At 46.1% G+C, this 26,577-nt stretch carries 21 protein-coding genes and 4 tRNA genes; 11 read left to right on the plus strand and 14 right to left on the minus strand.

Annotated features, from left to right (window positions below; genetic code table 11):
- The 3 genes from ACLHR0_RS08345 to ACLHR0_RS08355 all read right to left on the minus strand — a co-directional run bounded on the left by ACLHR0_RS08345 (position 1) and on the right by ACLHR0_RS08355 (position 5,435).
- Positions 1-3,540, minus strand: coding sequence for a SusC/RagA family TonB-linked outer membrane protein (locus tag ACLHR0_RS08345; protein WP_436485852.1), 3,540 nt, complete (start codon positions 3,538-3,540; stop codon positions 1-3).
- Between the two features lie 47 nt (positions 3,541-3,587).
- Positions 3,588-4,775 (minus strand): FecR family protein, encoded by a 1,188-nt coding sequence (locus tag ACLHR0_RS08350; RefSeq protein WP_436485854.1) that lies wholly within the window; start codon positions 4,773-4,775, stop codon positions 3,588-3,590.
- A gap of 75 nt (positions 4,776-4,850) precedes the next feature.
- The gene (locus tag ACLHR0_RS08355; RefSeq protein ID WP_436485856.1) at positions 4,851-5,435 is read right to left on the minus strand and encodes a sigma-70 family RNA polymerase sigma factor; all 585 of its coding nucleotides are present in this window, start codon (positions 5,433-5,435) and stop codon (positions 4,851-4,853) included.
- A 288-nt stretch (positions 5,436-5,723) separates the two neighbouring features.
- Here ACLHR0_RS08355 and ACLHR0_RS08360 point away from each other — a divergent pair.
- The 4 genes from ACLHR0_RS08360 to ACLHR0_RS08375 all read left to right on the plus strand — a co-directional run bounded on the left by ACLHR0_RS08360 (position 5,724) and on the right by ACLHR0_RS08375 (position 8,786).
- A tRNA-Asn gene (locus tag ACLHR0_RS08360) sits at positions 5,724-5,797 on the plus strand.
- A gap of 107 nt (positions 5,798-5,904) precedes the next feature.
- Positions 5,905-6,603, plus strand: coding sequence for a dTMP kinase (tmk, locus tag ACLHR0_RS08365; protein ID WP_436485858.1), 699 nt, complete (start codon positions 5,905-5,907; stop codon positions 6,601-6,603).
- Positions 6,604-6,834: 231 nt separating this feature from the next.
- Positions 6,835-8,004 (plus strand): glycoside hydrolase family 76 protein, encoded by a 1,170-nt coding sequence (locus tag ACLHR0_RS08370; RefSeq protein ID WP_436485860.1) that lies wholly within the window; start codon positions 6,835-6,837, stop codon positions 8,002-8,004.
- A gap of 68 nt (positions 8,005-8,072) precedes the next feature.
- On the plus strand, positions 8,073-8,786 hold the full coding sequence (locus ACLHR0_RS08375) for a LolA family protein (RefSeq protein ID WP_436485862.1): 714 nt from the start codon (positions 8,073-8,075) through the stop codon (positions 8,784-8,786).
- Positions 8,787-8,820: 34 nt separating this feature from the next.
- Here the strand turns inward: ACLHR0_RS08375 and recB are convergent, their stop codons facing one another.
- From recB to recD, 3 genes are read right to left on the minus strand one after another with little or no spacing between them, the layout of a single operon-like run.
- The gene (gene recB, locus ACLHR0_RS08380; protein ID WP_436485864.1) at positions 8,821-12,237 is read right to left on the minus strand and encodes an exodeoxyribonuclease V subunit beta; all 3,417 of its coding nucleotides are present in this window, start codon (positions 12,235-12,237) and stop codon (positions 8,821-8,823) included.
- Complete coding sequence (gene recC / locus ACLHR0_RS08385; protein ID WP_436485866.1) at positions 12,234-15,443, minus strand: exodeoxyribonuclease V subunit gamma; 3,210 nt, start codon at positions 15,441-15,443, stop codon at positions 12,234-12,236. Before recC ends, recB begins: the two co-directional genes overlap by 4 nt.
- 45 nt (positions 15,444-15,488) lie before the next feature.
- A complete protein-coding gene (recD, locus tag ACLHR0_RS08390; RefSeq protein WP_436485868.1) occupies positions 15,489-17,306 on the minus strand; it encodes an exodeoxyribonuclease V subunit alpha in 1,818 nt (605 codons plus the stop codon).
- 96 nt (positions 17,307-17,402) lie between these two features.
- Between recD and ACLHR0_RS08395 the strand changes: the two genes are divergently transcribed.
- Both ACLHR0_RS08395 and pth2 read left to right on the plus strand, forming a co-directional pair.
- On the plus strand, positions 17,403-17,960 hold the full coding sequence (locus tag ACLHR0_RS08395; protein ID WP_436485870.1) for a hypothetical protein: 558 nt from the start codon (positions 17,403-17,405) through the stop codon (positions 17,958-17,960).
- 23 nt (positions 17,961-17,983) lie between these two features.
- The gene (gene pth2 / locus ACLHR0_RS08400) at positions 17,984-18,379 is read left to right on the plus strand and encodes an aminoacyl-tRNA hydrolase (RefSeq protein ID WP_429043533.1); all 396 of its coding nucleotides are present in this window, start codon (positions 17,984-17,986) and stop codon (positions 18,377-18,379) included.
- Here pth2 and ACLHR0_RS08405 read toward each other — a convergent pair.
- From ACLHR0_RS08405 to ACLHR0_RS08425, 5 genes are all read right to left on the minus strand, one after another.
- Entirely contained in the window at positions 18,376-18,585 is a 210-nt protein-coding gene (locus ACLHR0_RS08405; protein ID WP_079471660.1) for a YwbE family protein, read from the minus strand. The two genes, pth2 and ACLHR0_RS08405, sit on opposite strands and share 4 nt — an antisense overlap.
- 57 nt (positions 18,586-18,642) lie before the next feature.
- Positions 18,643-19,737: a slipin family protein gene (locus ACLHR0_RS08410; protein WP_436485873.1), complete on the minus strand. Its 1,095-nt coding sequence runs from the start codon at positions 19,735-19,737 to the stop codon at positions 18,643-18,645.
- Between the two features lie 479 nt (positions 19,738-20,216).
- A tRNA-Phe gene (locus ACLHR0_RS08415) sits at positions 20,217-20,288 on the minus strand.
- A gap of 38 nt (positions 20,289-20,326) precedes the next feature.
- Positions 20,327-20,400: transfer RNA gene (locus ACLHR0_RS08420), tRNA-Gln, on the minus strand.
- 7 nt (positions 20,401-20,407) lie between these two features.
- A tRNA-Ile gene (locus tag ACLHR0_RS08425) sits at positions 20,408-20,480 on the minus strand.
- A gap of 1,044 nt (positions 20,481-21,524) precedes the next feature.
- Between ACLHR0_RS08425 and ACLHR0_RS08430 the strand changes: the two genes are divergently transcribed.
- The 3 genes from ACLHR0_RS08430 (at position 21,525) to ACLHR0_RS08440 (ending at position 22,501) form a co-directional block, all read left to right on the plus strand.
- Positions 21,525-21,776, plus strand: a complete 252-nt coding sequence (locus tag ACLHR0_RS08430) for a response regulator transcription factor (RefSeq protein ID WP_436485875.1) — start codon at positions 21,525-21,527, stop codon at positions 21,774-21,776.
- Complete coding sequence (locus ACLHR0_RS08435) at positions 21,773-22,069, plus strand: winged helix-turn-helix domain-containing protein (protein WP_429062135.1); 297 nt, start codon at positions 21,773-21,775, stop codon at positions 22,067-22,069. Before ACLHR0_RS08430 ends, ACLHR0_RS08435 begins: the two co-directional genes overlap by 4 nt.
- Positions 22,070-22,225: 156 nt before the next feature.
- Positions 22,226-22,501: a hypothetical protein gene (locus tag ACLHR0_RS08440; RefSeq protein WP_429043544.1), complete on the plus strand. Its 276-nt coding sequence runs from the start codon at positions 22,226-22,228 to the stop codon at positions 22,499-22,501.
- 97 nt (positions 22,502-22,598) lie between these two features.
- On the opposite strand, the gene ACLHR0_RS08445 is transcribed toward ACLHR0_RS08440, so the two are convergent.
- Both ACLHR0_RS08445 and ACLHR0_RS08450 read right to left on the minus strand, forming a co-directional pair.
- The gene (locus ACLHR0_RS08445) at positions 22,599-23,678 is read right to left on the minus strand and encodes a type I restriction endonuclease (RefSeq protein WP_436485878.1); all 1,080 of its coding nucleotides are present in this window, start codon (positions 23,676-23,678) and stop codon (positions 22,599-22,601) included.
- A 717-nt stretch (positions 23,679-24,395) separates the two neighbouring features.
- Positions 24,396-24,692: a hypothetical protein gene (locus ACLHR0_RS08450; RefSeq protein WP_436485880.1), complete on the minus strand. Its 297-nt coding sequence runs from the start codon at positions 24,690-24,692 to the stop codon at positions 24,396-24,398.
- Between the two features lie 165 nt (positions 24,693-24,857).
- Here ACLHR0_RS08450 and ACLHR0_RS08455 point away from each other — a divergent pair, with 165 nt between their 5' ends.
- Positions 24,858-25,070 carry a helix-turn-helix transcriptional regulator gene (locus ACLHR0_RS08455; protein ID WP_436485882.1) on the plus strand — a complete coding sequence of 71 codons (213 nt, stop codon included), beginning with the start codon at positions 24,858-24,860 and terminating at the stop codon, positions 25,068-25,070.
- Between the two features lie 29 nt (positions 25,071-25,099).
- On the plus strand, positions 25,100-25,816 hold the full coding sequence (locus tag ACLHR0_RS08460) for a hypothetical protein (protein ID WP_436485884.1): 717 nt from the start codon (positions 25,100-25,102) through the stop codon (positions 25,814-25,816).
- A gap of 20 nt (positions 25,817-25,836) precedes the next feature.
- Here the strand turns inward: ACLHR0_RS08460 and ACLHR0_RS08465 are convergent, their stop codons facing one another.
- Entirely contained in the window at positions 25,837-26,556 is a 720-nt protein-coding gene (locus ACLHR0_RS08465; RefSeq protein WP_436485886.1) for a hypothetical protein, read from the minus strand.
- Between the last annotated feature and the right edge of the window lie 21 nt (positions 26,557-26,577).

Genomic DNA, 26,577 nt, shown 5'->3' on the forward strand with positions numbered 1-26,577 from the left:
TTAGAATTCAAAGTTTAAGCCGCAGTTGAATTTGTAGGGGATTGGATAACCGTTGCCCAGGTCATATCCGTATGGATCCACGTTTTCCGGATCCACGCCGGTATATTTTGTAAGAATGAACACGTTGCTCATGCCTCCGTATACGCGCAGCCGGCGGATGTTTATCCGGTTGAGCAATGCAGTGGAGAAGTCGTAGCTGAGGTTCACATTATTCAACCGGATAAAGCTTCCATCTTCCAGGAACATGTCGGTATTGATTTCGTAGTTGCCTATAAAATCATAACTCGACGTACCATAATATCTCCAGGGATTTAGCACGGGATATTTGGCATTGGTGTGTTCCGGCGTCCAGAAATCCAGGTCGGAAACATCCAGCAGGTTTCTTTGTCCGCCGGGATAGTTTACGTTTTCACTGGCGGTCCAGCTTACTCCGCGGATACGGTCGGCTTTTACTTTGTTGAATACCTTGTTGCCGACAGAATAGTTGAAAAATACATCCAGCTGGAGGTTGGAGTTGTTTTTAAATTTATAGCTGAAGCTATGGGAGAAACTTCCGGTAAACTTAGGATTCGGATCGCCGCTGTATACCCTGTCTGAGTTATCCAGCACGCCTATCCTGCCATCCCCGTTTACATCCAGTATCCGGATGTCGCCGGCGTGGTAAGGGTCTTGTGAGGAGAAACCGCTAACGTTCGGGAACAATTTTTTGCCGGTATATTTATTAACAGGAACGGATGCATCATCGGGATACACGCCCAGGTATTTCATCAGGTAGAAGCCATTCAACGGGCGGCCTATTTGCAGGTAAGGCTGGCCAACAGCATAATTGCTCCTGGACACGCTTCTGCCGAAATCAGGAAGTTTGGTCAGCTCATTTTTGTTGATGGCGCCAATAAAGGTTACTGAATACTGGAAGTTTTTGCCGGGTTTGGTGATGTACCCGGTGATAGCTGCTTCATAGCCATAGTTACGTACGGCGCCGCTATTAATATACCGTGATGCGTATCCGCTGGTACCGTTCAATGCATCGGGGAACAGGAAACCATCGGTTTTTTTATCGTAATAATCCAGCACCATGGTGATGCGGCTATTCAGGAATTCAAGATCCAGTCCTATGCCGCGGTCTTTTGTAGTTTGCCAGGTGAGGTTAGGTAATGCAATCCCGTTGCCGCCGCCATAGTTAGGCGATAGCAATGGAATACCGTTGTAGGTAGCATTGTCGCCGCTTTTAGTAAGATAAGCGCCTACAGCGAGGTAGTTGTCTTCATACTGCGTACCGGATTTCCCCATGCTGGCACGGATCTTTCCGAAATTTAACCAGCGGCCGATATTATTGCGGACAAATTTCTCTTCTGTAAATACCCATCCTGCCGAAGCAGAAGGGAAATAACCCCATTGGTTATCCTTGCCGAACTTGGAAGAACCATCGGCACGTACTACTGCCTGGAGCAGGTATTTCCTGTTGTAGTTATAAGACAGCCTGGAGTAATACGACAGCAACCCATATTGAAGATTATGCGTTTCGAGTTTAAGATTTGCCTGCGGGTAGCCGAGTATCACCTGTTGCGCATCACTTGGACCGCCGGTGGCAGCACCGTAAATGTTATTGTTTTCGCTGGTGTTAATGGTGTTACCTAATACAAGGTCAAAGGAATGTTTTGATTCAAACGTATGGTATAAACGGAGAAATGTTTCGCTAAGCAGATTTACTTTTTCCTGTGAATAATAAGAGGCGGCTGCTTTCAGATCATTCCTGGTGGCAGAAGGCTCAAATGTCCGCGTGCGGTAAAATTCATAGTTGCCGGATGCGCGGGAAGTAATGTTGAGGAATTTAAAAACATCATAACTTACTTCCAGTTGCGCCAGGGCTCTCCTGGTGAGGTCGATGTTCACTCCTTTGTTGTAAGATTCGAGGAAGGCATCAAAAAATCCGCTGCTGGGGCCCGGACGAAAGGACGACGAAAAGTTATTGCCTACTACGGCGGCATTATAGGTATCACCTCTTTTCTGGCTCGCATCTGTTTGGCTCAGGTTGGCCCGGCCGGTTACGGTTAATTTCGACGTTGGCTTAAATATGCCGTTGTACGTCAGTGAAAAACGGGAGAAGTCCGAACCGAGAACAATACCTTTCTCTTTATAATAATCCACACCTAAGCGGTAGCTGGCGTTTTCCGTGGCTCCGCTGATACCGAGGTTGATATTCTTCAGATCCGCATCACGGAAATATAACTTCTGCCAGTCGGTGGAGTTGTTATAAAAGCTGTTCAGGCTATCTGATAGCTCAATGGGCAGATCGGTATAACCGCCACCTACTTTAGAGGATTTGTATTGATTGTACAGTGCAATCTTGAAATCGCGTTCTGCTTTACCGCCTAATGTTTTACGAAGGGACGGATAATAGCTCAGGCCATATTGTGTATTTAAGGATACAATAGGCTTACCGATTTTTCCGCGTTTGGTATTGATGATGATAACGCCGTTCGCGCCTCTCGATCCATAGATAGCGGTGGCAGAAGCATCTTTCAATACATCCACGGACTCCAGGTCGAAGGGGCTGAAGCCAGCCAGTACGCTGGTAATGGCCTGGCGCGGGTCGGAAGGATTAAAAACATCCTGTTCAAGCGGTACGCCATCAATAATAAAGAGCGGCGTACTTACTACGCCGGAGTTGGCGGAGTTGGAAAATGAAGCCAGTCCCCTGATCTGCACCATACTTCTGCCGCCGGGCATACCGGAATTATTCTGTACCACCAGCCCGGGAGCCAAACCCTGCAGCAGTCCTTCTATAGAGCCGGACGGTTTATTTTGCAGCTGCGATCCTTTGATGGTGGATATCGCGGAAGTTGTTTCCCTTCTTTTCTGTGTTCCGTATCCAACGGTTACATTCACTTCCTGGAGCTGGGAGGCGGAAGGCTGCAGTGTGATCAGCAGGTTTTGCAGGGTGTTTCTCACCAGCTGACTTTTAAACTCTTTACCGGCAGTGGTTAGCACGCCGTCGTTTAAGCGGAGCAGCAGGGTGTTGAAACCAATTGATGAAATAACGATGGTGGCATCTTCAGGAACGCCGTTGAGTGTAAACTTACCATTTTCATCTGCGGTAGCGCCTTGCCGGGAGCCCTGTACTATCACGGTGGCGCCAATGATTGGCTGGTTGTCGGGGCTCAGGATTTTACCTGACAACGATACAACGGCGGCCTGTCCCTGGCGGGAAGAGAGTACCGTCACAATTTTATCGTTTATTTCAAAAGTGAATGGCTGATCTTTAAATACTTCCTCCAGTGCTTTCTGAAGCGGCGCTTCTTTGATATTAACGGTTACCGGCAAAGCGTTCCGGTTAAACCGGGCATCGAAAACAAAGGAATAATTCGTTTGGGCTCTGATGGAAGCGAGCACCTGTTCAAGCCTGGCATCGGTAACCCGCAGGCTTACCTGCTGTGAGAAAACAGCAGCGGCTGTTGCCAGGGAATAGAAGGCCGCAAGCATTAGGCTGCAGGCATAACGCTTCCAATGGCCCACAAAGTGGCCACGTTTAATTTCCATAAATGTGATTTTAAAGGATTGACTGTTGGTTGATAAAAAAAACGGTATTAATGCGCGGTTAATACCCGGTTATTGCTCATTTTTAGTTTTATGTCACTTGTTTTCTCTATAGCTCTCAGTAATTGTAACAGTGGTGTACTGCGGGGCAGCTGCCCATATAATTTTGCGTTTGGAAGGGATGAATAATCCACTTCAATATCATACCAGCGCTGCAGTTGGTGTGCAACAGCGTGAAGGTCGGTGTCTGAAAAATAAAACATGTCAGACATCCAGGAGATATCTTCCCTGGTATCTGTTTTCCTGATTTGCAGCTGGTTATTCTCCAGTATGGCCTGTTCTCCAGGATTAAGCAACTTTGCTTCCGTTCCATTCCTGGGATCAATCTTTATGCGGCCTTCTACCAGGGTAGTTTTAATATAAGATTCATCGGCATATGCTTTCACGTTGAAAGCCGTGCCCAGTACAGCAATAACCTGCTTTCCCGTTACTACTACAAATGGTTGGCCGGCATCTTTGGCGATATCAAAATATGCCTCACCGGTTAGTTCTACCTTGCGCTGACCATCGCTGAAAATGGTAGGATAGCGAAGGGACGAAGCGGCATTTAAAGAAACCCGTGTACCGTCCGGAAGTATGATCTTATAGTACTTTCCCCGCGGCGTGGTAAGGGTATTAAATACAATCTCCGGCTGCGCTGCATCGTTTTCTGTTGGCCTGGCATAGGTAAGCGCTCCTTTTCCACTGTTCACTGCGTGGATGCCCTTTTGCTCAATTATTTGTTCTGTTGCGGCACTGTCGAGGGCTACCTGTCTGCCGTCAGACAAAGTAAGCATTACATGTGCCTTAGCAGGTGGTTGCGGTGTTATTTGCGCCATTTCCCTGTTGGCCTTTACTGGTGGCGCGGGCCTGTAAAATAAATGGTAGGAAGCCAGCCCTAATAACAACGTTACAGCCGCGGCGGCTGTCCATGTAAGTGTTGGCCTCAACTTAAATATACTACTGCGGTTGCCGGGCTCATTCACCTTGTTAATGCGGTCCAGTAAAGCGTCGGCTTGCTGTGGTGAAAACAAGTCCTCCTGCGGGGTTGTTTGCCTGGCGCCCCAGTCAAACAGTTGATGATAAAGCTCCTTTGCCTCAGGATCTGCCAGTAAAACAAGCAGCTCTTCCCGTTCTTCTTCGGAAATGCTGTTGTTAACGGCTTTTTGGTATAAGTATATTAACCTGTCTTCCTGCATAATAGCGGCTTAAAGTAGGTGCCCAATATATAAGACAGTAAAGGGGGCGTAAAAGGAGATATGGAGATGAAAAATTTATTTGAACAACCGGATAGCCAGCAGGGACAAGAAAATTGTTTCCCTCACTTTCATATACCGGTAAATAAATTTAATCGCAAGCTGGTTATATTTCTTTACAGAATCGGTGGACAAATTCATCCGGTGGGCAATTTCCGGGTTCCGGTACCCCTGCGCCCGCAACAGGAAAACTGTTTTCTGCTGCATGGGTAGCGCGTCGATAGCCTTATCCAGCATATCGAGGCGGTTATCAGGATAGCCTGGCGCCTTATCTTCCTGCTTTTGGGCAAAGAGCGCATACTGCTCCTGCTTCTTTCTTTCCGCCACCAGGCTTGTCAGGTAATTAAGGGTATGATTTCGAAGAAGAATAAAAAGGTAAGCGTTGAACTGTTTTACCGAAGTGAGTTTTTCCCGGTCTTTCCACAGCTTTATAAAGATGTCCTGCAAAATTTCTTCTGTTTGTTCCATGGAGCCAACAATCGTATAAACAATACGCCCGGCCTGATTTACATAGCCGTGAAAAAGCCTGGCAAATGCTTGCTGGCTGCCGCCGGCAATTTGCGTCAGTATTTCTTCTTCATTGTCGATACTTTTTAACCCCATGATTTTATTTACAGAATTGGTTGATATTTTTCAGGCAAAAAAGGGAGTGAGACAATATTAAGTATTTCATATAATATTTCCATATGCAATTTTAGCAAAGAAAGATGGTAAGTTGACCGAAACTACTATCGGGCAGTCCCCTTCCTCCGTAGGCGATTTCTACATCACCCAATAAAAATCAATATAACCTGCACATTTAATCAAATATTTAACTAGATTTGCCGCCGATGTTCACAAAAAGGTGAGCATCTATAAGACATCTTCATCTGAATGGGCTTATAGTCATATTCCTCCTTAGCTCAGTTGGTTAGAGCATCTGACTGTTAATCAGAGGGTCGCTGGTTCAAGTCCAGCAGGGGGAGCAAAAAAGCCTGGTAATTTTACCAGGCTTTTTTTATTGGAAGCAGTGCCATTGCACGCCCACTCACGAAGGATTTTCTTTAACTTCCGGATTAACAATCGTTCCATAATGGATAAAAGCAGCAAATTTATAGCGGTAGAAGGTTTAGATGGCGCAGGGAAATCAACGCAGATAGACCTGCTGACGAAATACCTCGAGTCTAAAAATGAGAAGACCAGGTTTGTACATTTCCCGCGGAGCAACCAGGGCATGTTTGGGGAACTCATCGCTAAATTCCTGCGTGGTGAATTTGGCGACGTGAAAAACGTGCACCCACAGCTGGTAGCCCTGTTGTTTGCTGAAGACCGGAAAGAATTTGCCACCACCATCAACCAATGGCTGAGCGATGGTTATTTTGTACTGGTAGACAGGTACGTGCTGTCAAACATTGCTTTCCAATGCGCTAAACTCCATACCAACGAAGAAAAACAATACCTGCGCAACTGGATCAATGAATTTGAATACAACTATAATAAAATCCCCAAGCCACATTTCTCCATTTACCTCGATGTACCGTTTTCGTTCACCGAGTCGGCGCTGACTAAAAGACGCGCAAACGAAGACCGGGAATACCTCCAGGGAAAAGATGATATCCATGAAGCGGACTTCTCCCTGCAGCTGGCCGTGAAAAAAGAATATGATGCACTGTTGGTAGCCGATAAAACTATTAACAGGATCACCTGCTATAATGAAGCGGCACAAATGCGCCCGATACGGGAAATCCACGAAGAAATTATTCAGCTGGTCAACAGCCAGGTGCAGTTATAAGATCCCCCCTTTCGTGTAGCCATCCCCGCTAGCATCTCCCCAAAAATATTTTTACCGGCTGTAAGTAATTACCGGTTGTATACCTGTCCTCGTATGTGAGCACCTGCGCAAAACCCGGTTCCACTGTTATGAGCGCGCAGGCTCATCCCCTATTGAGTTATACGGCTTTATATACGACTGGCTGAGCACATTGAAAACCTGATATCTTTTTATTCCACAAAACTGAAAAACATGAAAACTCAAACACTTTTCCGCAGCACCTGCATGGCAGTGCTCCTCCTGGCATTTATGGTTACCGGCTGTAAGAAGCCGGAAATGATCAAATCTTCCGAAAATACCCCCGAAGGCACTGCTTCCGGCCTGGTGGCAATTAACTCCGTTCAACCCGTAAAATCTGAAGCGCTGCTGGCAATGCAATGCTACAACAACGCATTTTATCATCAGTACGGCTCCTATGGCCCGTCGTTTAAAGCCTATTACTATTCAGATGTAAACCAAACCGGCCGGATGGATTTCTGGCGGCAGGCAGAAGCCATCGAAACCCTGATTGATGCATACAATATCAACAACGATGCAGACCTCAAAAACAAAATGGTGTACCTGTACAACGGTATGCGCGATGCCTATGGCCTGCTCTGGACCTCCAACATCTACAACGACGACGTGATCTGGGGCGCATTAATGTGCATCCGTGCCTTCCAGATCACCAACGACGGCGGCATGAAAGATATGGCCAAAAACAATTTCGATATGGTGTGGAACCGCGCATGGGACACCAACCTGGGCGGCGGCCTGTGGTGGACCACCGCCAACAATACCAAAAATGCCTGCGTAAATGCGCCCGCCGCCATTTGCGCTATGTATCTCTACCAGGCTACCGGCGACGCGACCTATAAAACCAAAGCCAAACAAATCGTCGACTGGATGGTCACTAAGTTGTATGTACCCGGCACCGGCGAGGTGAAAGGCGCCATGAACGCTGCCGGCGTAATTACCGAAGGCGCCCGTACCTATACCCAGGGTACTTTTATCGGCGCCTGTAGCATGCTCCATAACTCCTACCCCTCCAATAACTACAAGGCAATGGGGGCTAAAGCCATGGACTATACGAAAATCAGTATGTGCAACGCACAGGGCCTGCTGCCGGATGAATATGACAACGAAGACTGCCAGGGCTTCAAAGCCATCTTTGCCCGCTGGGCCTGCAGGTTTGTAAAGGACCATAGCTACCAGGGTACTTATGCCTCCTGGCTTAACTACAACGCCGCGGAGGCATGGAACTACCGTAACTCCAATGGTCTTATGTGGGGCCAGTGGTGGCACAGAACCCCGGATAACTACGTGAACTCGTTTGAAACTACCTGCGGCGTGGCTATGATGAATGGCGTCTGGCTGTTTTAATTCCCCGGCTTTTGTTTTTCTTCCGGGAGATAATTAATTTGTGTGAAATAAACCTATATCTAACGGTTATGATGAACACAAAAAGAATCGCACTGCTGCTGCTCGTAATATTTTCAGGCATCATCACACAGGCGCAATCCCTGGAGGATATCGTTAATAAAAACGTGGCGGCACTCGGCGGCGCCGATAAGTTGAAAACACTGAAAACCCAGTATGCAGAGGGTACCATGGAAATGCAGGGAATGAATTTTCCCTTCAAAAGATGGGTATTGCAGGACAAAGCCATGCGCCTGGAATTTACAGCAATGGGTACCACCAATATCCAGGTATTAACCGATGCCGGCGGTTGGATGCAGATGCCGGTAATGGGTAAAACTAATCCGGAAGATATGGACTCCGCCACCATTAAGGCGTTGGGCAAACAACTGGATCTGACCGGTGATTTTTACCGCTATAATGAGAAAGGTAACAAACTGGAGCTGCTGCCCGCCGACACAGTGAATGGCGCTAAACTTGCCAAAGTGAAAGTTACCTACACCAACGGCAACGCCACTACCTGCTTTGTAGATCCTGTAACGGGTAATGTGTTGAGAACATCCAATTCGCTGGAAATCCAGGGACAACAGATGGACCTGGTAACAGACATCAGCAATTTCCTGAAAACGGCGGATGGCTATAACTATGGTACCGCTATTTCACAGGAACCAGTAGGTATAAAGATCAGCATTACCAAACTGGAAAATAATGTACCAGTGGATGAAAGCATCTTCAAAAAGCCATAAAAGTAAAAGGCTGGTCTTTGCGGACCAGCCTTTCTTATTTTGTAAGTAATGATTCCAGCAACTTTATCTTTTTAAGATCCGGCTTCGTAGTAAATATTCCCTGCCCGCTCACATTCCTGACCCCGCGTACAAAGCAATAGATAACGCCTCCAAACTGCTTCTCATAATTAAAGCCAGGAATCCGGCTTTCCAGGTATTTTTTTACCGCTACCGTATAAATGAAGTACTGGAGATGGTAATTGTTTTCGTTCATCGCTGCCGCTAAACCCGCCGCATCGTAGTCGGCCACACTGTTGCCCAGGTAATTCGATTTCCAGTCGAGGATATAATACTTCCCCTGGTGCTCAAAGAACAGGTCTATTTTCCCATTCATAATGCCTTCCAGCTCCTGGCTGCTGTATTCTGAAAACCGTTTTACGCTTATGCTTACCTGGTCGTCTGAAAGATTATTGAGCAGGTTCGACTTAAACACCGGCACCGGGAAATCAAATTCAAATTCTGCCAGCCGCTGCTGCCGCCCTACCGCTGCCAGCTGGAAACTGGCGCCATCGATATGTATTGTAGAGTACATCACATGTTGCAGCATTTCGTGTAGCCGTTCGAGATATACCTCCCGCTGGCCGGGCACAAATTTCCGGATGGCTTCTTCCAGCCAGTGTTCCCATTTACTGCTATCGGAGAAGTTGATGCTTTCAAAGACGAAGTGCAGCAGGTTACCGGTTTTAGCGCCTCTGCGCAGGGTGGTAAATATAAAGTTATCGTAAGGGTCGGCTTGCTGGAAGGAGCGCACCCGTGGCTGGTGTTCCGGCTTTGCCGCCAGCATGGTATAGCTCATCTTCCGCCAGTTTTGTTCTTTCAATTGAAAGGATACCGGCGCGAGGCTCACTGCCAGCTGGCCTTTGTGGAGCTGCTGGCGATAGCTTTCTGCCGGCGTTTCGGGTACGGGGCCCTGCAGCTGTATCAGGGAGGCATCCGGCGCTTCGGCCGCCAGTGCTTTCAGGAAAACCGACAGCGACGAATCTTTAAAAGCGTGATAACAGTTTTTAAAGAGATAACATTTATATACTGCGCGGGTAATGGCTACATATATCAGGCGGCGGTTTTCCTGTTCCTGCTGGTGCTGATAGGCTTTTAACTGCTCTTCCGTGAGCAGGGCTTTTTGTGTGCCCAGGTAATCGCCGGTTGCCGGATCACGGAAACTCACAAATTCAATTTTCGATTTCTCTACAAAATCCAGGAAAGGCGCCATCACTATTTTGTATTCCAGCCCTTTACTTTTATGGATGGTTACTATGTTCACGGCATCTTCATCACTTTCCACGCGCTGTGCATATTCATCTCCATCGGTGGTCATGCCGTCGATGCCGCGTTTGAGCCAGGAGATAAGATCGCGCATGGAAAGGTTTTTCCGGCTTTGCACCTGGTGTACCAGTTCTGATAGCTGGTACAGGTTGGTGATGATCCGTTCGCCGTTTTCAGTGTGGCCATCGAGCAATACCTGGCGCACGCTGAAATCTGCAATAAACTCCATGAGCGCCGTGTACGCGCCATCGCGCTGCCATAAGGTGCGGTACTTGGCAAACAGGTCCAGCATGGTTTCATCGTCCAGTTGCAGGATGGTTTGACTGTTGTAGCCGGTAAATGAACCGAGCAATGCGCGGTTAATAGATGAGCGGTCCGGTGTTTCCATCGCTTCCAGCAGGTGCAGTAATTGCTGTGCCTCCGCGGACCTCAGCACCCTGGCTTCGTCGATGGTAACGGCCGGGATGCCCAACTTCGCCAGGGCATGTTTAATGTCCCTGCCTTCCTGCCCTGTGCGCACGAGAATACCAATGTCTGACGGAACGATGGAGCGGGAGCCCTCTTTATTTTCTATGCGGTAATCCTTATTCAGCAGCAGCTGCGCAATTTGCGCGGCTACGCTGTTGCAGATGGTTTCTTTTTTATCGCAGGCAATTACTTCAATAGGTGTATCCGGTGTATTGCCTTTATAGAGATAGCCTTTCTTATTATTATCAGGACTGTGTACTTCTATATAGTCAATGCTGTCGCTTTCCTCCGTGAAATCAAATGTTGGAAAGTCCGGGGTGGGTTTAAAGAATACGTTCATGGCACGGATCATGTTTTCCGACGAGCGGAAATTCTGGTTCATGTCGTAAACATGTTGTACCCCGTTGCGGGCATTGAAATAGGTAAATATGTCGGCTTTGCGCCAGGCGTAAATACTCTGCTTGGGATCACCGATGTAGAACAGGATCGTGTTCTGGCCGAAGGCCCGATCGAATATTTCAAACTGTTCTTTATCGGTGTCCTGGAACTCATCCACAAAAACGGCCTTGTATTTATTTTGCAGGGAAGCGATCAGTTCTTCGTTGTTATTCTTTACTAAAGCGGTATGCAGGTTATTGATCAGGTCATCATAGCCCATCATGTTGCTGCGCTCTTTGAAGGCGCGTACCTGTTCGCTGATTTCCTTGATGGCGGCATAATACACCTGCCGGCGGATCAATTGTTGATGCTCCAGCAGTTGTTTGCTGATTTCATCTGCCTGGTCAATTGCCGGTAATAAGTCTGCAAAAACTTTCTCAATGTATTTGGCGCTGCTTCTTTTACTCCGGATCCTTTTTACCAGCAGCTCCGGTTGGGAAATCAGTTCAGGCCATTCTTTCCGGGTATTATGATTGGTAGCGCAGGCTGCGGTAAGATGCGCGTTGTTGGCAGTAATGTATGCATACAACGCTTCGTTGGCGGCCTGTTCTTTTGCCGTTAACTGCTGTAGCTCCTGCATCCATTGTTCCTGCAGGGTTTCGCTGATATCGTCGGGAGTATCTTCCCGGTAGTCCAGGAATTTCTTTCCGCTGAGATGTTCTTTGATCACGTTGAGCATCTCCGTTTTCATGTCCTCATCCCAGATCTGTTCCAGCAGGGCAGCGTTGAGCGTGGTTACACTCCTGCGCCAGAATTTATTCAGTTCGTTTTCAATAACCGGCGTGAGATCAGGTACCATGGTGGCGCCAAACAGCTGGTTGGTTTCAAACGCAAATTCATTCAGTGTTTGCTGGCAAAAGCCATGGATGGTAAGTACAGCCGTTTCATCGAGCAACAGGATGGCGTCGCGCAACAGCTGCTGCACGGGGCGCGGATCATCGAAGTCGATTACGCTGAACACCAGGTCCATAATTTTCTGATCGCTGATTTCCTGTCCACGGCTTACTTTGTACGCCTGCCGGATAAACAGCCGGATCCTTTCTTCCAGTTCTGCTACCGCCGCGCGGGTAAAGGTAACCATCAGGATTTCTTTGACAGACAGCTTTTGCTCCAGTATCAACCGTAAAACCAGTATGGCGATGGAGTACGTTTTACCGGTGCCGGCGCTGGCCTCAATGAGGTTGCTGCCTTCCAGCGGAACGGTGCCTGCGTCAAACTGTTTATATATAATGCTATCGATCATTTCTCTTTATCGGGTGTTTCTAAATAAGCCGGCAGCAGGGTTGTTAACGGCAATATCAGCAGCTCATAAATATCGAGGTAGCCGGTTAATGCTTCTTCTTTCTCAAAAAATCCCTGCTCATATACCTGCACGAGATACGGGTCCGGCGATTCCTGCCGGTCGATCATCCCGGATATTTTATCCCTGAACTTTTTAAGGTCCATGGAGAGCCAATCTTTTTCCGTGATTTCCAGGTCGGGGTAAAAGGATATTATTTTGCTGAAGCCCGTCTTATAAACTTTTACAATTTCCGTTAATCTCCTCAATGCCTCTTCAGATGTTAATGGGATCGCCTGGAAAGCATCTTCTTTTTTAGCGCCGGAAATATAGCAGAGGTCTGTTACCACGCCTGCCGCTTTTCCTGCGAGATAACGGAGATAGGCCTCTACCAGGTATTTGCTCTCTTTTTTTGACCACGACACCTGCACCAGGGTTTGATCAAAGATTCGCAGATTTCCTTTCAGCATGCTGTTATCTACCGGTAATTCAACGGTAATCCGTTTTTCTTCCGCGCCTTTGGTAACGGCTTCGTACAGGCTGCGCACGGGTACTACCATTTCTTCCATTTTTTGAATAGAAACGGTAGCCATATTGCGGAGCGGAAGTTTGCCTTTTTTTACCAGCGTGGTTTGCAGCGCATTCTTTTTATCGCCGGCAGCCGGCAGCAGTTCATTTTTAACAGACCATTGCTGCAGCCTGTTGAGACCAAAGATCTCCGTTTCGCTGAGCAGCAGCTGGCTGTCGTTATACCGGATGCCCAGTACTTTATTATAATAAGCCCGGAAAGGATTTTTAAAGAAGCTGATCAGTTCTTCCAGGGTAATTTCTTCGAAGGTTAAGGGAGTAGTAATTTTATTTTCGTTGAGATATGTTTTTTTGCCGGTATCCTTATTGCTCAGATAGGAAAAAAGACGGTTATCTGTACCGGCATATTTCCTGCTGAAGCTTTGTAAAGGTTGCAAGGTAACCAGTTCGCTGCGCACGGTTTCCGGGGCTGCTGTACCAGCTTCTATATAGTCTACCAGTTCGTCTACCAGCACGGATGGCGGAAGATCGGTATTATCCTTTGCATCTTTCCCGATATAGCTGATATACAGGTATTCTTTTGCTGAAAGCAGGGTTTCGAGGAACAGGTGCTTATCATTTTCCTTCACATTACGGTCGCCTTTTTGCCGGTCTTTTTCCATGAGGTTAAAGCTCGACTTATTTTCACGACGGGGAAACTTATTGTAGTTCAGTCCCATCAGCGCCACCACTTTAAAGGGGATACTGCGCATCGGAATGAGCGAGCAGAAAGTGACGCCGCCGTTTACGAACAATCCTGCGCGGGTGCTGCCGGTAAGCGTGTCCAGGAAGCTGTGGCTAAACACTTCGAAGGTTACTTTTTCGCTCATAAATTCGTTCAGCGCGTTGTAGGCGGTGAGCTGTTTGATGAGGGTGTTATAATCTTCGTCGATATCATCTACTGGTTCGTACACGATATTATGCAATACCCTTTCGGTATAGGCAACCCACTCCACAATGGTGCGTGGGCGCCGCCTGTCGAGGATAGACGACATGAGCACTTCTGCAAAATGGCAGAAGCGGATCACATCGTGCGCGTCGCTGCCTTCGGTAATATCCAACGGGAAGAAGCTGTCTTCCCCGAGGCCGTATTCTTCTTCCCCACTCATGCAAATACCAAACATAATGCGTTGGATACCGTATTGCCAGCTCACGAAATGCGTTTCTTCCTTTTTGCTGCCGTTGATGCCGAAGCGGATATTGGCGGCCTCAATAATCCGGCGGATCAGCACCGGGTCCTGGAGGTTAAAGCGTTTGCGGATATAGGAGAAGTCGAGCAGCTGCATCACGGCTTCCGATTTGAAGTTTTCCTCATTCATGGTGAGGACCGCATGCAGGGCGTTAAAGAGATTGTCGTTGTCGGTGTAACTTTCATCCGCAATCGTATACCGGAAGGTATAAGGCGCGTTGTTGAAAACGGCTTTGATATAGGGCGCATAGGCATCTATATCGCTTACCATTACCACGATGTCGCGGGGCGATAAGGCTTCTTTCCGTTGCGCTACCAGGTGTACCAGGTAGTTGTAGAGCACTTCCACTTCGCGGGCTACGGTGTAGCAGGCGTTGATGGTAATGGAGCCGTCGCGGATATCCTGCGGTGTGATCAGCTGCCGGTCGGCCGTGGTGGCTGCCGCGGTGAAGATATCGTATTGTATTTTATGCAGGAGACTATCCGGTTCCGGTTCCACGGTATCAATTTCTTCGTACGCGTTGATGAAGGCATCGTATGCAAAGAAGAGGCCGAAGCTGTCCTGTATTACCCGTCCCCAGCCGGTGAGGAGGGCGTTGCCTGCTTTGGAGTCCTGGATATCTTTGAGACCTTTTTGCCGCCAGCGGGCCAGTTGTTTTTCGTTGCGGTCGTCGAACCAGAATACAACCGGAGAAGGGTTGATGATATGAAAATGCACGTCTATAAAAGACGACAGTTCGTGCAATATTTTTACGTGATAAGCGGTGATGATGGATAAGCCAAACAGGTGTACGACCGGCATGCGGGTGAGCAGTCCTGTTTTCGGGCTGTTGCTGCGGAGGGCGTCGAGGATAAAATTCCCTACGATGGTTTTATCCGGAAGCGAGCCGCCGGAGAGTTGTTTTACTTTTACCCACAGCCAGTGTTGCCATCCGGCGGTGGCCAGTTCGGGGGTATCGGTAAAGGTCCATGCCTGGATCATTTCCGGGCGGTACACCTGGTACTGGTCAAACAGATCGGCTACTTTTTCTGCGAGGGCCATACGTTTCAGGTCACTTTCCGTTTCATCGGCCGTATAGTAGGCGGCAACTTTCGGGTATTTGGCGATGAACTCTTCCTGGCCGAGCAGTTTAAATACCAGCCAGCTGAGGTTTTGCGGCGACAGCACTTCTGAATGCGGCCCTCCCAGCACTACGTACAGCTGGTAGAGCAGGTCGTTGGGCTTTAGGAAGCGGCAGTTGGCTGCAATGCCCAGGTGGCTGGCCAGCTGGAGTTTCAGCCAGTTGTTCATCCCTTCCGTTTGGGTAATGATATAGTGAGGCTGGAACACACTGTTGCCTGCATCGCGGAGGTTTTGGGCCAGTCCGGATGATAAACTGTTCAGTGAGTTCGAAACTTTTAAAAACAATGCCATTGATAAGTCCTTTGTTTGCACTCCGCCATTCCCGAAGCAGGTGATTTAATTTGCAGCTGCATTCACTTCCCTGAACCTCGAGGCGATGCCGGAGGCCCTTTCCACGAAGCGTTCTGCTGCCATGAGTATTACCTCCGGCGTTCCCTGTACATACACTTTATTTTTTGCACGGCTTACAGCGGTATACAACAGCTCCCTGGTGAGAATGGGTACATCGGTGGTATCCGGCAACAATACCAGTACTTCTCCGAATTCGGAGCCCTGGCTTTTATGGATGGTCATGGCAAAGGCGGTTTCCGCCTGGGTTAAATAGCCGGGCAGCACGGCTTTTAAGGCGCCGGTGCTGTCTTCAAACCAAGCCATGAGCACGCCATTTTCATCTGCACGAATGATGCCGGTATCGCCATTGAACAAGCCATGTTCATAATAGTTACGGGTAAGGATCACCGGCCGGTTTTCATAGAATTCCCCATTGGCGGTGATGAGTTTTTTATCGAATAAATATTTTTCTATTTGTTTGTTTACGGCGTAAAGTCCCTGCGGCCCTTCCCTTACGGCAGAGAGTACACGCTGCGCGTTCAGGAGCTTGAGCGCGGCCGCGATATCCTTTTCTGCGATGAAAGCGGCGTAGCCGGCAATGAAGTCTTCGAACAGCGGTACCGAAGCATCCGGGTCAACGACTACCTGTTCATCTGCCGAAGGCGGAAAAAAAGAAGTTATTACCGGTACATTATTACTGATGATAGCCTTACTGAATTTACCAATGCCTTTGTCGCCGGTGAAACGGTGACTGCGCCGCAGTTCCACGAGATGCTGGAACAACGGGTGATGATCATCGTTTTGTTCTGCTGCTGCGGGAATCTGCCGGTTTTGTTCCGGTATAAAACTATTGATCAGCTGCCGGCGGCCGGAAGTAAAGCGGTTCAGGTGTTCCTGTGCCTGGCAGAGGTCTCCGAACAGGCTGCCTGCTTCCACGGAGGCCAGCTGGTCTTTGTCGCCCAGCAAAATAAGGCGCGTATCCGGATGGATGGCGTCCAGCAGTTTGGCAAACAGGGCCACATCTATCATGGAGCACTCATCGATGATCACTACATCGTAGTTGAGCGGGTTATCTTTATTGTGCCTGAAATACGGGCTGCCATTAACAGACTTCAGCAAACGGTGTATGGTAGCCGGTTGCAGCTGCCCGAACTTTTCAGAGATGGGCGCATCTACTTCGATAGTAGTATTACGCAGGCTTTCCGCCATACGGGCGGCGGCTTTACCGGTGGGCGCTGCCAGCGCTACTTTCAACGCCGGATCGGTGGCAAACAGGATGGCCAGTATTTTAGCGACGGTAGTGGTTTTCCCGGTACCGGGACCGCCGGTGATGATGGTAAAATTGTTCAGCACCCCGGTGATGGCGGCGGCCAGCTGCCAGTCGGCCGGATCGTTATTATCATTGCTGCCGGTGGCGGCAAATAGTTTACTGATCAGCGGTTGCTGTTGTTGCAACAGGGCAATCCTTTCAGGCAATTGTGTTTTTTCCTTTACCAGGAATTGTCGGATACTTTGAAGGAATGCGGTTTCATACCGGAAATAGCGTTGCAGGTACAGCCGGTTCTGGTAAATTACAAAGGGCTGTTTATCGTTGCCCTCCGTACCTACCAGTGGAATACTTTCCAGCAATTGATTGCTGGTTTCTATTTTCTGGTAGGATTCCGGGAGATTTTCTTTTTCTGCGGCTATTTTATCGAGATGAAGACAGATGTGCCCTTCACTGCCTTTCTTTGATAACAGATAAGCGTACGGTTTCAGCGCCGGTATATCAAAATACTCGGCAAATTGCTGGTGTACATCATTCAGGGTGGGTATGTTTCGCATTCTTATCTGGACACTTGAAAAGATTAAAGTACAACTTTTTCTGCTTCCCCTGAAACACTATATATTGTAGGGATTCTAAACCTATTTCTATACACTATGACAAAGAAATTGCTAACCCTTAGCACCGTTTTTTTATTTGTTTGTTTGCATGCCAGCGCTCAGGAAGATCTCTGGAGAAAACCAGGTCAGCTGAAAGCAAATATTTCCCTGGTGGGTGCTAATGTAAATTACGAATTGCGTTTGTTAAAATATGCGACCCTTAACCTGGAAGCGGGAATTGAAATGGGAGTTTCCTATTCTAATGGTAGCTATTTAGGAGAAGAATGGGAGTTTGCGCTTTACCCGGTTTTTTCGGCGGAGTTCAGGCAGTACTATGGTATTGCCCGGCGGGCTGAGCGGAATAAGCGGATAGATAACAATGCCGGGAATTTTTTCAGTTTCACGGGAGGTTACCAGGGCAGTCCTATTACGACTACGGACTATTATTCTCCCCGAGGCACGGCTGTTTTTACACCAGCGTGGGGAATGCAGCGCAGTTGGGGCCGTCATTTCAGTTTTGAAGCCCGCTTCGGCGTTTCCTTTGTGCCGGACGATGGTTATAGTAATTCGGTGTATCCCAGTGCACGCATCAACTTTGGCTATGTAATTTTGTAAATTAGCTGCTTAAACAGTGAGATATGTCATCCAGGATAGTTAAGCAGGTAATAGTGATGCGCAAGGATTTGAATATGCGCAAGGGAAAAATGATTGCACAAGGCGCCCATGCTTCCATTGCTTTTTTGACGCGCCATGCTACCATCGACGGGCATACGCTGCAAACCAATATCAGGAATCCGGAAGAGGTGTCGGAGTGGATGACGAAAGGTTTTACAAAGATTTGTTTGTCGGTAGATTCTGAAGAAGACCTGGAAAGGGTATACCAACAGGCGGTGGAAGATGGTTTGAATGCCACGTTGATTACAGATTCGGGGTTAACAGAATTTGGTGGTGTGCCCACCAAAACCTGTTGTGCCATCGGGCCTAATTCAAATGAGGAGATAGACCGGATCACGAAGGATCTGAAGTTGCTTTAGTCTTCGTCTCCTACCACATCCGTTTCTACAACCCTGCCTACCTGTCCGTCTTCCAGCCGTACTTTGATACCGCGGGAATGATAAGCAGCAGAGGTGAGCAGATCCTTTACAATGCCGTAGGTTTTTTTACCGCTGCGTTGATCTTTTTTCAGGATGATGGCCACTTCCAGGCCAGGGTAGATATCTTTTCTATATTGTCCGTCCATAATTGCAAAGCTACAGATTTTATAAAAACGGTGGATCATATGCTGACCCACCGTTTTTTATTTAGGGATGAAGATTTGCCGCAGCTGATCTATCAGTACACCGTTTCCACTGACGCTGATACTGTTGATCTTTTCCGCGATTTTTTCCACATACTCCATTTCCTTCAATTTAAACAGCATGGGATTGTCTTCCATGAGTTTGGCGGTATTGAGCAGGCTCCTGGTGCTGGCAGTTTCTTCCCTTCGCATGATGATATTGGCTTGTGCTTTCTTTTCGGCTACCAGTACCTGGTTCATGATGTCTTTCACATCACCTGGCAGGATGATATCCCGGATACCGAAGCTGGTCACGTTAATGCCGAGAACTTCCGCCTTTGCGCTTACTGCTTTCAGTATAGCTGGCGCCAGGGTATCTTTCTTTTCAAGCAATTCATCGAAGTTCAGGACGGCGATGTATTCCCGCAAAGCCAGCTGGAACTGTACATACAGCTGCCGTTCGTATTCCTTGTTTTGTAACACGGCTTTATTGATATCTGTAACCCGGTACTGTGCCCATGCGTTGATTCGCAGTGCTGCTTTGTCTTTGGTCAGGATTTCCTGTCCATTTACTTCCACCTGCAACTGCCGGGTATCTATTTTACTAACGGTGATAGTGATGTTATTCTTCCACCAGCAATAAACGCCTGGGTACAGGGTCATGGCATACTTACCATCTACCAGCATCACGGCCTGTTCGTGGTTTTCCACGCTGAAGGTTCTTACGTAAGGCGCTACCAGCCGGTGGCACAAGGTAGACCGGTCTATATTTTCAGTGATCGCTATTTTAGCGATATCTGCGCGAACAAATTTGTTGTCGATGATATTTTTCCAGAAGGCATATCTGCCGGCGGTCAATACCTGCTTCAGTAATCCATTTTCGTAGTGCAGCACAATTTCTGTTTCTTTTACTTCCACTACCTGCAATGCGTTGGTGACGTCTGCATCCTGCAGGAGGATGTTCAGTTCTACCGGCGCGATGAATGGCTTGTTGATATCGTAGATGGTTACATCTTCGTTGATCAGCCAGTGGCGGCCTACCGGCAGCATTCGCTGGTAAACGCCGTTTTTAAAAACCAGGCCTCTTTCGTAGGCGTTGATGGTAACTCTTTTCATTTTCTTTCATTTGGGGGTGTTGATAAATAAAGCCAGTGCTGTTGCCCGGATGATGAACACGGAAAACCAGGTGTTGATCAGTGCTTATTCATCAGTTAGGGCGGAAGTGCTAAGTGATGATAAGGGGCTGATGTAGTCCTTGTTTGCAGGTGTTTACCCTCCTGCGGCATCATCCTTTTGATGAGGCGGCGGGGCGGTGAGCCCTGGCTTTGTTTGTTGTTGTAAAGGATTTACAGTCCTTCTGTGATTGTCTATTGCTCTAACCGATGAGCTACCGTTTTTCAAGGACGGAAAGGATTCGAACCTTCTACCCATAGATTCTATGGCGGGAACAGTGTTTTGCGGCAACAGCATACAGTTCGTTATTACGGCTGCACTGCGGAGTAGTATGATACTCCTGCCTGGGTTGCTTTGAAGAACATCTGTTCCCGTCTTCCTGTTGAGGAAGCTTTTTTAGCAAATGCTTTCCATTTGCGGGGTGGATGAAGCAGGAGTCGAACCTGCACGGGCGGTGCTTCAAACCGCTGCTCTACCATTGGAGCTATTCATCCGGTTAGTGAGTAGCTATGCTGCTTACGCACCTATTTTGTAACCCTGATTGGACTCGAACCAATAACCTTCTGCTCCAAATGCAGACGCGCTAACCAATTGTGCCACAGGGCTTTTTGTGTAGTCCGGATTGGATTTGAACCAATAGCCAGCTGCGTATAAGGCAGGTGCTCTGACCGTTGAGCTACCGGACTGTTTTGCGTCTGTGCTGCTGCGGCGGCTCTTATCGGGCATAAAAAAACCGGGCGTTCAGCACGACCGGTTTCTACGTATATACATAAGCGTTACTTATGTTCGCCGACACCGGTGTCGTTGATGAAATATTTCATAGCGATAGCAAACCGATAACAATGGTTTGTTATGATCGTTACTAAATTGTATGTTATGAGTATGCATTTGCATGCGCATTTTAGTTTTTTAGTACAAATAAAAAGCCCCGCAATCTCTTGCGGGGCCTGTGTTATATCGAATTCGTTATTTCAACTTATTCTTCAGCATAACATGCCCCGCCACTGGTATAGCCTGGTATCAGACTAAACTGGTGTTTTGATTGTATGTTAAAAATTGAGCGGTACATGTTTGTTGTTTTTTTGTTGATGCAAAGGTGAGGATATTTTTTTAATATCTCCAAATAAATTTTAAAAATATTTTTTGGATAGATAAATAAGACAGCATTTATAAGCAGGGAGAACTTCGTTTATGCGTATACTTTATTTCATGTTAAACTGGTGTTTATTAATGAAATGTAAATATCTGGCATATTAACAAATATTTCGGACTGCTAACTTTATCAAATGTTTGTTAATGCTGATTAACAAATGAAGATCATGTATACTTACGAAACCCTTTATTGTAGTAGATTTTGTTGTTTTGAGAGTTGGAACTTCACTTTGATTTTTAGAATTAAATTTTTCCGTTAAGATTTCGGGTTTAGTGATGAATAGTTTTTTTCTTTGAGTTATTAATCGGAGTGTATGAGAGATTATCATAAATATATTTCAGGTAAACGGAAAGCATATACGATTATGCTGACGCCTTGCCGTTCAGCACTCTTAGCTAATTTATTATCACCTGTAATCCATTTAACCTTCTATGAAACACCGCATTCTACATGCCGATGACGACACTATATTTTCCGGCATTGTAAAAAAAATCCTCCATCAGCAAGGACTTGAAGTATATAGCGCTTTTGACGGAGAGCACGCATGGATGCTGTTTAATGGATGCTGTTTAATGAAATGTCATTTCATTCCTGTTTGTTGGATATTATGATGCCCCGCATGAATGGGATTGATCTTGGTGAACGTATACGTAGCAGGGATAGCCAGATACCTATCTTCTATTTATCCGGTGAAGATCTGGCACTGGTATCAGCAGAAGTATTTGGCAGAGGTGGTGCAAATGGCTATTTCCCTAAAACTTTTAACCTGCGTGAGTTGACAGGCAGATTGCAGGCATCTCTTATCTACACCAATAATTACATCTTATGAAAGGAACTATAAGGGTGCCTTATTATTCTCCCGGAGATAATGAGTTTTACGGCTCCCACGGAAGGCCAAGAAAAGTTGCACCGGAAATTAAGAAGGTTTACAGATGCCTCTATGATAACCGCAATGAACTAATAAGCATGGAAGCAATTATGGATACGGTTTTCGGAAAGGAGCATCACGATATTAATAAATTGTACGTATACATATCCAGGCTCAAGCGCATTATTAAAGATCACCCGGGTTCAAGAATTCATAATGTACGTGGTAAAGGGTATAAATTAATTGTGCCATGACTTCCTGTTGCCGCAAGGGTTTTTTGCCTATTTATCCCAATATTTTTTGTGTTGTTGGTATGTTTTCCTAACCAGATATTTTATTATATTCGTTACTGTTTAGTAAACCCAAAATATAACCGTTAACCAAATTTATTTACTACAAAATTATTAACCATGAAACTCCACAGAACATTGCATCATCCTGATGGTGGGCGTTCATTAGCAGAATATGAAATAAGAGACAATAATGTTTTTACCACTATCCACCACGCGGGCGGATCCCGTTCCCTACCCTGGTATGAGGTGCGGGAGGATAAACTATATCCTACGATTCACCATCCGCATGGCTGGAGTTCTTTTCCCTGGTTTGAAATCAATGGTACCAGTATCCGGCCATCCATTCACCACCCAAAGGGCTGTGACGGCTTGCCGTGGTATAGAATTGTATAACCTCTGAAGATAATGGGTTTATGGAACTAGCCTGGCAGTGATGCCGGGCTTTTTTGTGGATAGCAAGTTCGGAATTAGGAACTTGCTATCCAGTTAGCTATTGTACCTCTGCAACCTTCTCCGTATAATTTTTTACTGTATCAATTAAATGGTCAGCATGGAGAAAAATGTCGTCCAAAGATGTTAGCTCTTTTTTAATTTCTGTTTTGTCGCTCTTGAAGAGCCCGATTTGTTTCTTATTATTATTAAGGTAGAGCCGGCAAATCGGTTTTCTGTTATTATCGTCATACAACACAGCGAAGTAGGATTGGGCATCTCTATAACTGATTTTTATGATCGGTACTGTTCTACGTAGTATTGATTTTATAATATTATATCCGTCAAGCTCCTCTTGGGTTGTTGCTATTTTGGCTTCGGATTCTATAACTGGTTCAATCAATTCAGGTTTGTTTTGCTCAATTTCCTCCGTTTTGAGCGCAGTTTTCAATCTTTCGGTAATGAGATCACTGATGTAAATCTGAAAAGCTTTTTTTGTTAATTGTGTAAATTGGTCCATTACCTTTTGAGTCAGAATGCCATTAGTGTATACATGTTTAGCAAAATGCCTTACAAAGTCAGGACCTGGGCTATTGATTTCATTACCGATCATGCTTTTGATCTGGTTTAGATACTTCAGTTCACTGGCGGTAGATACAATAGTTTCTGTATCAAAATAGTTTTTGTGAAACTTTTTCAGTTCTTCTATTTGGTTGTCCCTGATGTCATTTAAATCAAATATAAAGAATGGTTTTTCATCCATTTTATTGGGCGCGTCGAGATCTGTGTAAAATCGGGATTCAAAGCCGTTGGTCAGAATAGAGAACTTCGCTTTTGTAGTGTGGAAATATCTGAATAATTGGGAGTTGTGTGGATCAAGATTAGATGACCAGTGCTTGCACTCAATTAAGATAAGTGGTTGCCCGTCTTTCATGATAGCATAGTCCACCTTCTCTCCTTTTTTTATTCCCAGATCTGCCACAAACTCAGGTACTACCTCCAATGGGTTAAAAACATCGTAGCCTAGTGCCTGAAGAAATGGCATTACAAAGGAATGTTTGGTGGCTTCTTCGGTTTGAACGAGTTCTTTGTGTTTGAGGATTCTTTCAGCGAGCTGCTTGAGAAGATCTTTAAAATCCATAAGTAAAAATGTTTGTGATGGAGTAATTAGTTTTAGGGAATTAGCCATTGCCGAGAGGCAACAGCGTATTAAGTTAGGAAAGATTTGGGGAATTAGTTCTGTTCGTAGGCAAAATAAATAAAATGGATAAGGGTAAGAAGAGTAATGTGGTTTAGGGATACTTTATATTATAAGTTTTGATGATCCAATAAGCAGTGCCTTTCCACGTTTTAATATGAAGAAGAAAGTAAGCTATTGATTTTTAATAAATTATGAATATGGGCGGATGTACAGGTTAATAATCTCTAATAATACGGCCTTACTTCTCGGATACTTCTTGGATACTTCTCAGTTACTTAGGAGTAGCGTATGTGTCGTACTTCCCATATAGTCCCTATATAGTCCCTATATAGTTCCCATACACTTCCTATACACTCCTCATACACTCATGATACACTTCCCATACACTCCCAATACACTATGCCGTCCTGATTTAGGGTTGAATCGTCCTGAAATAGCTTTACACCTTAGTGAGATAATCCTGAAATAGGTTTACACCTTGTTTCTTAAATCCTGCATTTGATTTACAGGTAAATTTCGACATTTTTTACAAATAAGCATTGACCCCGGCGTCTGGATCTTTTCATGTGCGCCCGGATCCTGATGTTTGCAGCCAGCTATATACCCCCATACAGCCAGCTTTGGGGCCAATGCTGCTCATTTGAAATGGAATTGATATCAGAGCGATATTACCAGCGCTTCGTTGTTATTAGGCGCTTTTGACAGGCTTAAAAGGTAATTGGCGTCCAATAGTCTTAACAGCTCGTTGTAGAGCAGAAGAAGGTCAGCCCTGTGTTGGGCGTCCTCATATTGGGTGTCCTCCGCAGCGAGTGTTTCCGAAAGCCACAGCCACAGTGTTTGTCGTGCTGCAGCAGGAGGGAACAGTTCGCAAAAGCGGTTAATGGCGAGCATGGGATCAGTAGATTCCGGCCCGGATAAGTGTGTGTAATGAAAAAAGGATTGGGAGGTTTGCATAACAATAGATTTTTTGATTAGTACAAATTTATATAAAAATATCAATATTAGGGATATTAAAATCAGTTAAATGGTTATAAATATGTTATTGAGGGATATTTTTTAGAATCATAATGAGAATTATTCTGCCTAAATTGATGATAAATATGCTTTTAAAGCTTTTTTATGAGTGTTAAAGTATTCAACAGGATAAAGGCAGTATTGGCTGAGAAAGGAAAAGCAAACAAATGGTTAGCTGAAGCGATCGACGTTAATGTAAATACGGTTTCTAAATGGTGTACTAACAAAATCCAGCCCTCTGTGGAAACTTTGTTTGTGATTGCAGAAGCATTGGACGTTGAAGCAAGAGAATTGCTGGTATTAAGAAAAACCAAATAATCTACTCCTGACCCAAGTGATCGCATTAAATGTTACATAAAGAAAGTCTTGCCCTCCTTCGCCAACAAATCCCCATTGGCGCCCGCCACGGTCTTAACCTGCTTAATCAAACAAATGGAAACGTAGAGCAAGCAAGGCGTTTATTTGAAGACGAAATGGTTCAGGTTATCATAAATAAAACGGCCGTTGCGCCGGAAATAGCCAGAAAGCATTTGATAATCTGTAATTATGATATTGCCGGAACCATCTCCAGTATTGACGGGGAGCGCTTTACCTTATCCCAGCGCATCTTAAAAAAAACAAAGAATAATAAAGAAGAAGCCTTGACCCTCATCGTACAAAGCATTGAATCCACTGAGAATATCCAGCGGAAATTTTGGCTGCCTTTAGAAGAACTGCGACATTTACCCCCTCCTGTATATTGTTTGTTAGTACTGCACGATTTTTTAAGTTATGAAGATTGGGAAGGCTTTAGCAGCGCTATTTACTTTCATCCGGATATAGTTGTTTCGCAGCTGGAAACGGTGCTTAACCTGCCACAGGTTGCTGATCATTTACGCATTGCAAGGAAACGTAGCGATGAAATTTATCAGCAATATAAAGGGCAAACAGAATCGGTAATTGCCAATAAGGTGGCTGGAGATGCGGAGTTTTCTAAACACGAGTCAGGATTTATGGCCGGAAGATCGTTGATTGTTGACCGGCTGTACAATTTGGTGGTGGATAATATTGGGTTGTTTCCCTGAACCTAATCAGACCTGGAATTTTACATCGGTAAATCAGTCCAGGCCACCGTTGCCCCAAGCTGCTGCAGATTATCAATATGCTTTTGTAAGTGTAGCGGAAAGCCATTTGCTACCAGTACATCCTGTTGGGCCAGTCTGACTAATGCTTCCTGCGGACCAATATTCCAGATCTTCATGAGATATTTGGCCACCTTTACTTTGTTGGGACCGGCGTCTGTAACGACCAGTTTTCCGTACCTGAGCAATGCCGGGTCTATTTCTGTGCTTTCCGCTTCTTCATCGTCCCATTCCTGTATGGTCGTGTGAAGTTCCAACCAGAAGGGATTCTGGATATCTGTAGAAAGTTCTACAAGCTCAAGGCAGGCCGTTTTATCTTTACCAGCCTTTTCCATCTGTTCCAAAAAGTGGCCCAAAGAAACAATATTGAAACCAAGGTCAATGGCATCCCATCGCCCCGCTCCATGCAACGCATAATAAACCGGGAAGCCCGGCGCTTCTTCATTCAGGTCAATAAAAAAAGGATCATCCATTTCGTTGAGAGCTATAACGTACCAGCCGGGCTGCCATTCACCTTCTTTAGTTGAAGTCAGATCTTCCCCCGAAAGACCGTGATACCTGAAACCGCTTTGAAACTCCTCCCATTCCTCCTTTTTGGGGTAATGAAAGGGCAATAACATAGTGCGCGTCTCTGTTTGGTTTTCGATAAACTGCAGAATAAGCTGTGGGATGTTCAATGGCATTATTAGTATAGCTTTGGCATG

The organism is Chitinophaga sp. ARDCPP14, from assembly GCF_051362515.1.
Lineage (GTDB): Bacteria > Bacteroidota > Bacteroidia > Chitinophagales > Chitinophagaceae > Chitinophaga.

Excerpts from the sequence above, each read along its gene's own strand:
- ACLHR0_RS08345 (WP_436485852.1), bottom strand. The coding sequence starts at position 3,540 with ATGGAAATTAAACGTGGCCACTTTGTGGGCCATTGGAAGCGTTATGCC.
- ACLHR0_RS08350 (WP_436485854.1), bottom strand. The coding sequence starts at position 4,775 with ATGCAGGAAGACAGGTTAATATACTTATACCAAAAAGCCGTTAACAAC.
- ACLHR0_RS08355 (WP_436485856.1), bottom strand. The coding sequence starts at position 5,435 with ATGGGGTTAAAAAGTATCGACAATGAAGAAGAAATACTGACGCAAATT.
- tmk (WP_436485858.1), top strand. The coding sequence starts at position 5,905 with ATGGATAAAAGCAGCAAATTTATAGCGGTAGAAGGTTTAGATGGCGCA.
- ACLHR0_RS08370 (WP_436485860.1), top strand. The coding sequence starts at position 6,835 with ATGAAAACTCAAACACTTTTCCGCAGCACCTGCATGGCAGTGCTCCTC.
- ACLHR0_RS08375 (WP_436485862.1), top strand. The coding sequence starts at position 8,073 with ATGATGAACACAAAAAGAATCGCACTGCTGCTGCTCGTAATATTTTCA.
- recB (WP_436485864.1), bottom strand. The coding sequence starts at position 12,237 with ATGATCGATAGCATTATATATAAACAGTTTGACGCAGGCACCGTTCCG.
- recC (WP_436485866.1), bottom strand. The coding sequence starts at position 15,443 with ATGGCATTGTTTTTAAAAGTTTCGAACTCACTGAACAGTTTATCATCC.
- recD (WP_436485868.1), bottom strand. The coding sequence starts at position 17,306 with ATGCGAAACATACCCACCCTGAATGATGTACACCAGCAATTTGCCGAG.
- ACLHR0_RS08395 (WP_436485870.1), top strand. The coding sequence starts at position 17,403 with ATGACAAAGAAATTGCTAACCCTTAGCACCGTTTTTTTATTTGTTTGT.
- pth2 (WP_429043533.1), top strand. The coding sequence starts at position 17,984 with ATGTCATCCAGGATAGTTAAGCAGGTAATAGTGATGCGCAAGGATTTG.
- ACLHR0_RS08405 (WP_079471660.1), bottom strand. The coding sequence starts at position 18,585 with ATGGACGGACAATATAGAAAAGATATCTACCCTGGCCTGGAAGTGGCC.
- ACLHR0_RS08410 (WP_436485873.1), bottom strand. The coding sequence starts at position 19,737 with ATGAAAAGAGTTACCATCAACGCCTACGAAAGAGGCCTGGTTTTTAAA.
- ACLHR0_RS08430 (WP_436485875.1), top strand. The coding sequence starts at position 21,525 with ATGTCATTTCATTCCTGTTTGTTGGATATTATGATGCCCCGCATGAAT.
- ACLHR0_RS08435 (WP_429062135.1), top strand. The coding sequence starts at position 21,773 with ATGAAAGGAACTATAAGGGTGCCTTATTATTCTCCCGGAGATAATGAG.
- ACLHR0_RS08440 (WP_429043544.1), top strand. The coding sequence starts at position 22,226 with ATGAAACTCCACAGAACATTGCATCATCCTGATGGTGGGCGTTCATTA.
- ACLHR0_RS08445 (WP_436485878.1), bottom strand. The coding sequence starts at position 23,678 with ATGGATTTTAAAGATCTTCTCAAGCAGCTCGCTGAAAGAATCCTCAAA.
- ACLHR0_RS08450 (WP_436485880.1), bottom strand. The coding sequence starts at position 24,692 with ATGCAAACCTCCCAATCCTTTTTTCATTACACACACTTATCCGGGCCG.
- ACLHR0_RS08455 (WP_436485882.1), top strand. The coding sequence starts at position 24,858 with ATGAGTGTTAAAGTATTCAACAGGATAAAGGCAGTATTGGCTGAGAAA.
- ACLHR0_RS08460 (WP_436485884.1), top strand. The coding sequence starts at position 25,100 with ATGTTACATAAAGAAAGTCTTGCCCTCCTTCGCCAACAAATCCCCATT.
- ACLHR0_RS08465 (WP_436485886.1), bottom strand. The coding sequence starts at position 26,556 with ATGCCATTGAACATCCCACAGCTTATTCTGCAGTTTATCGAAAACCAA.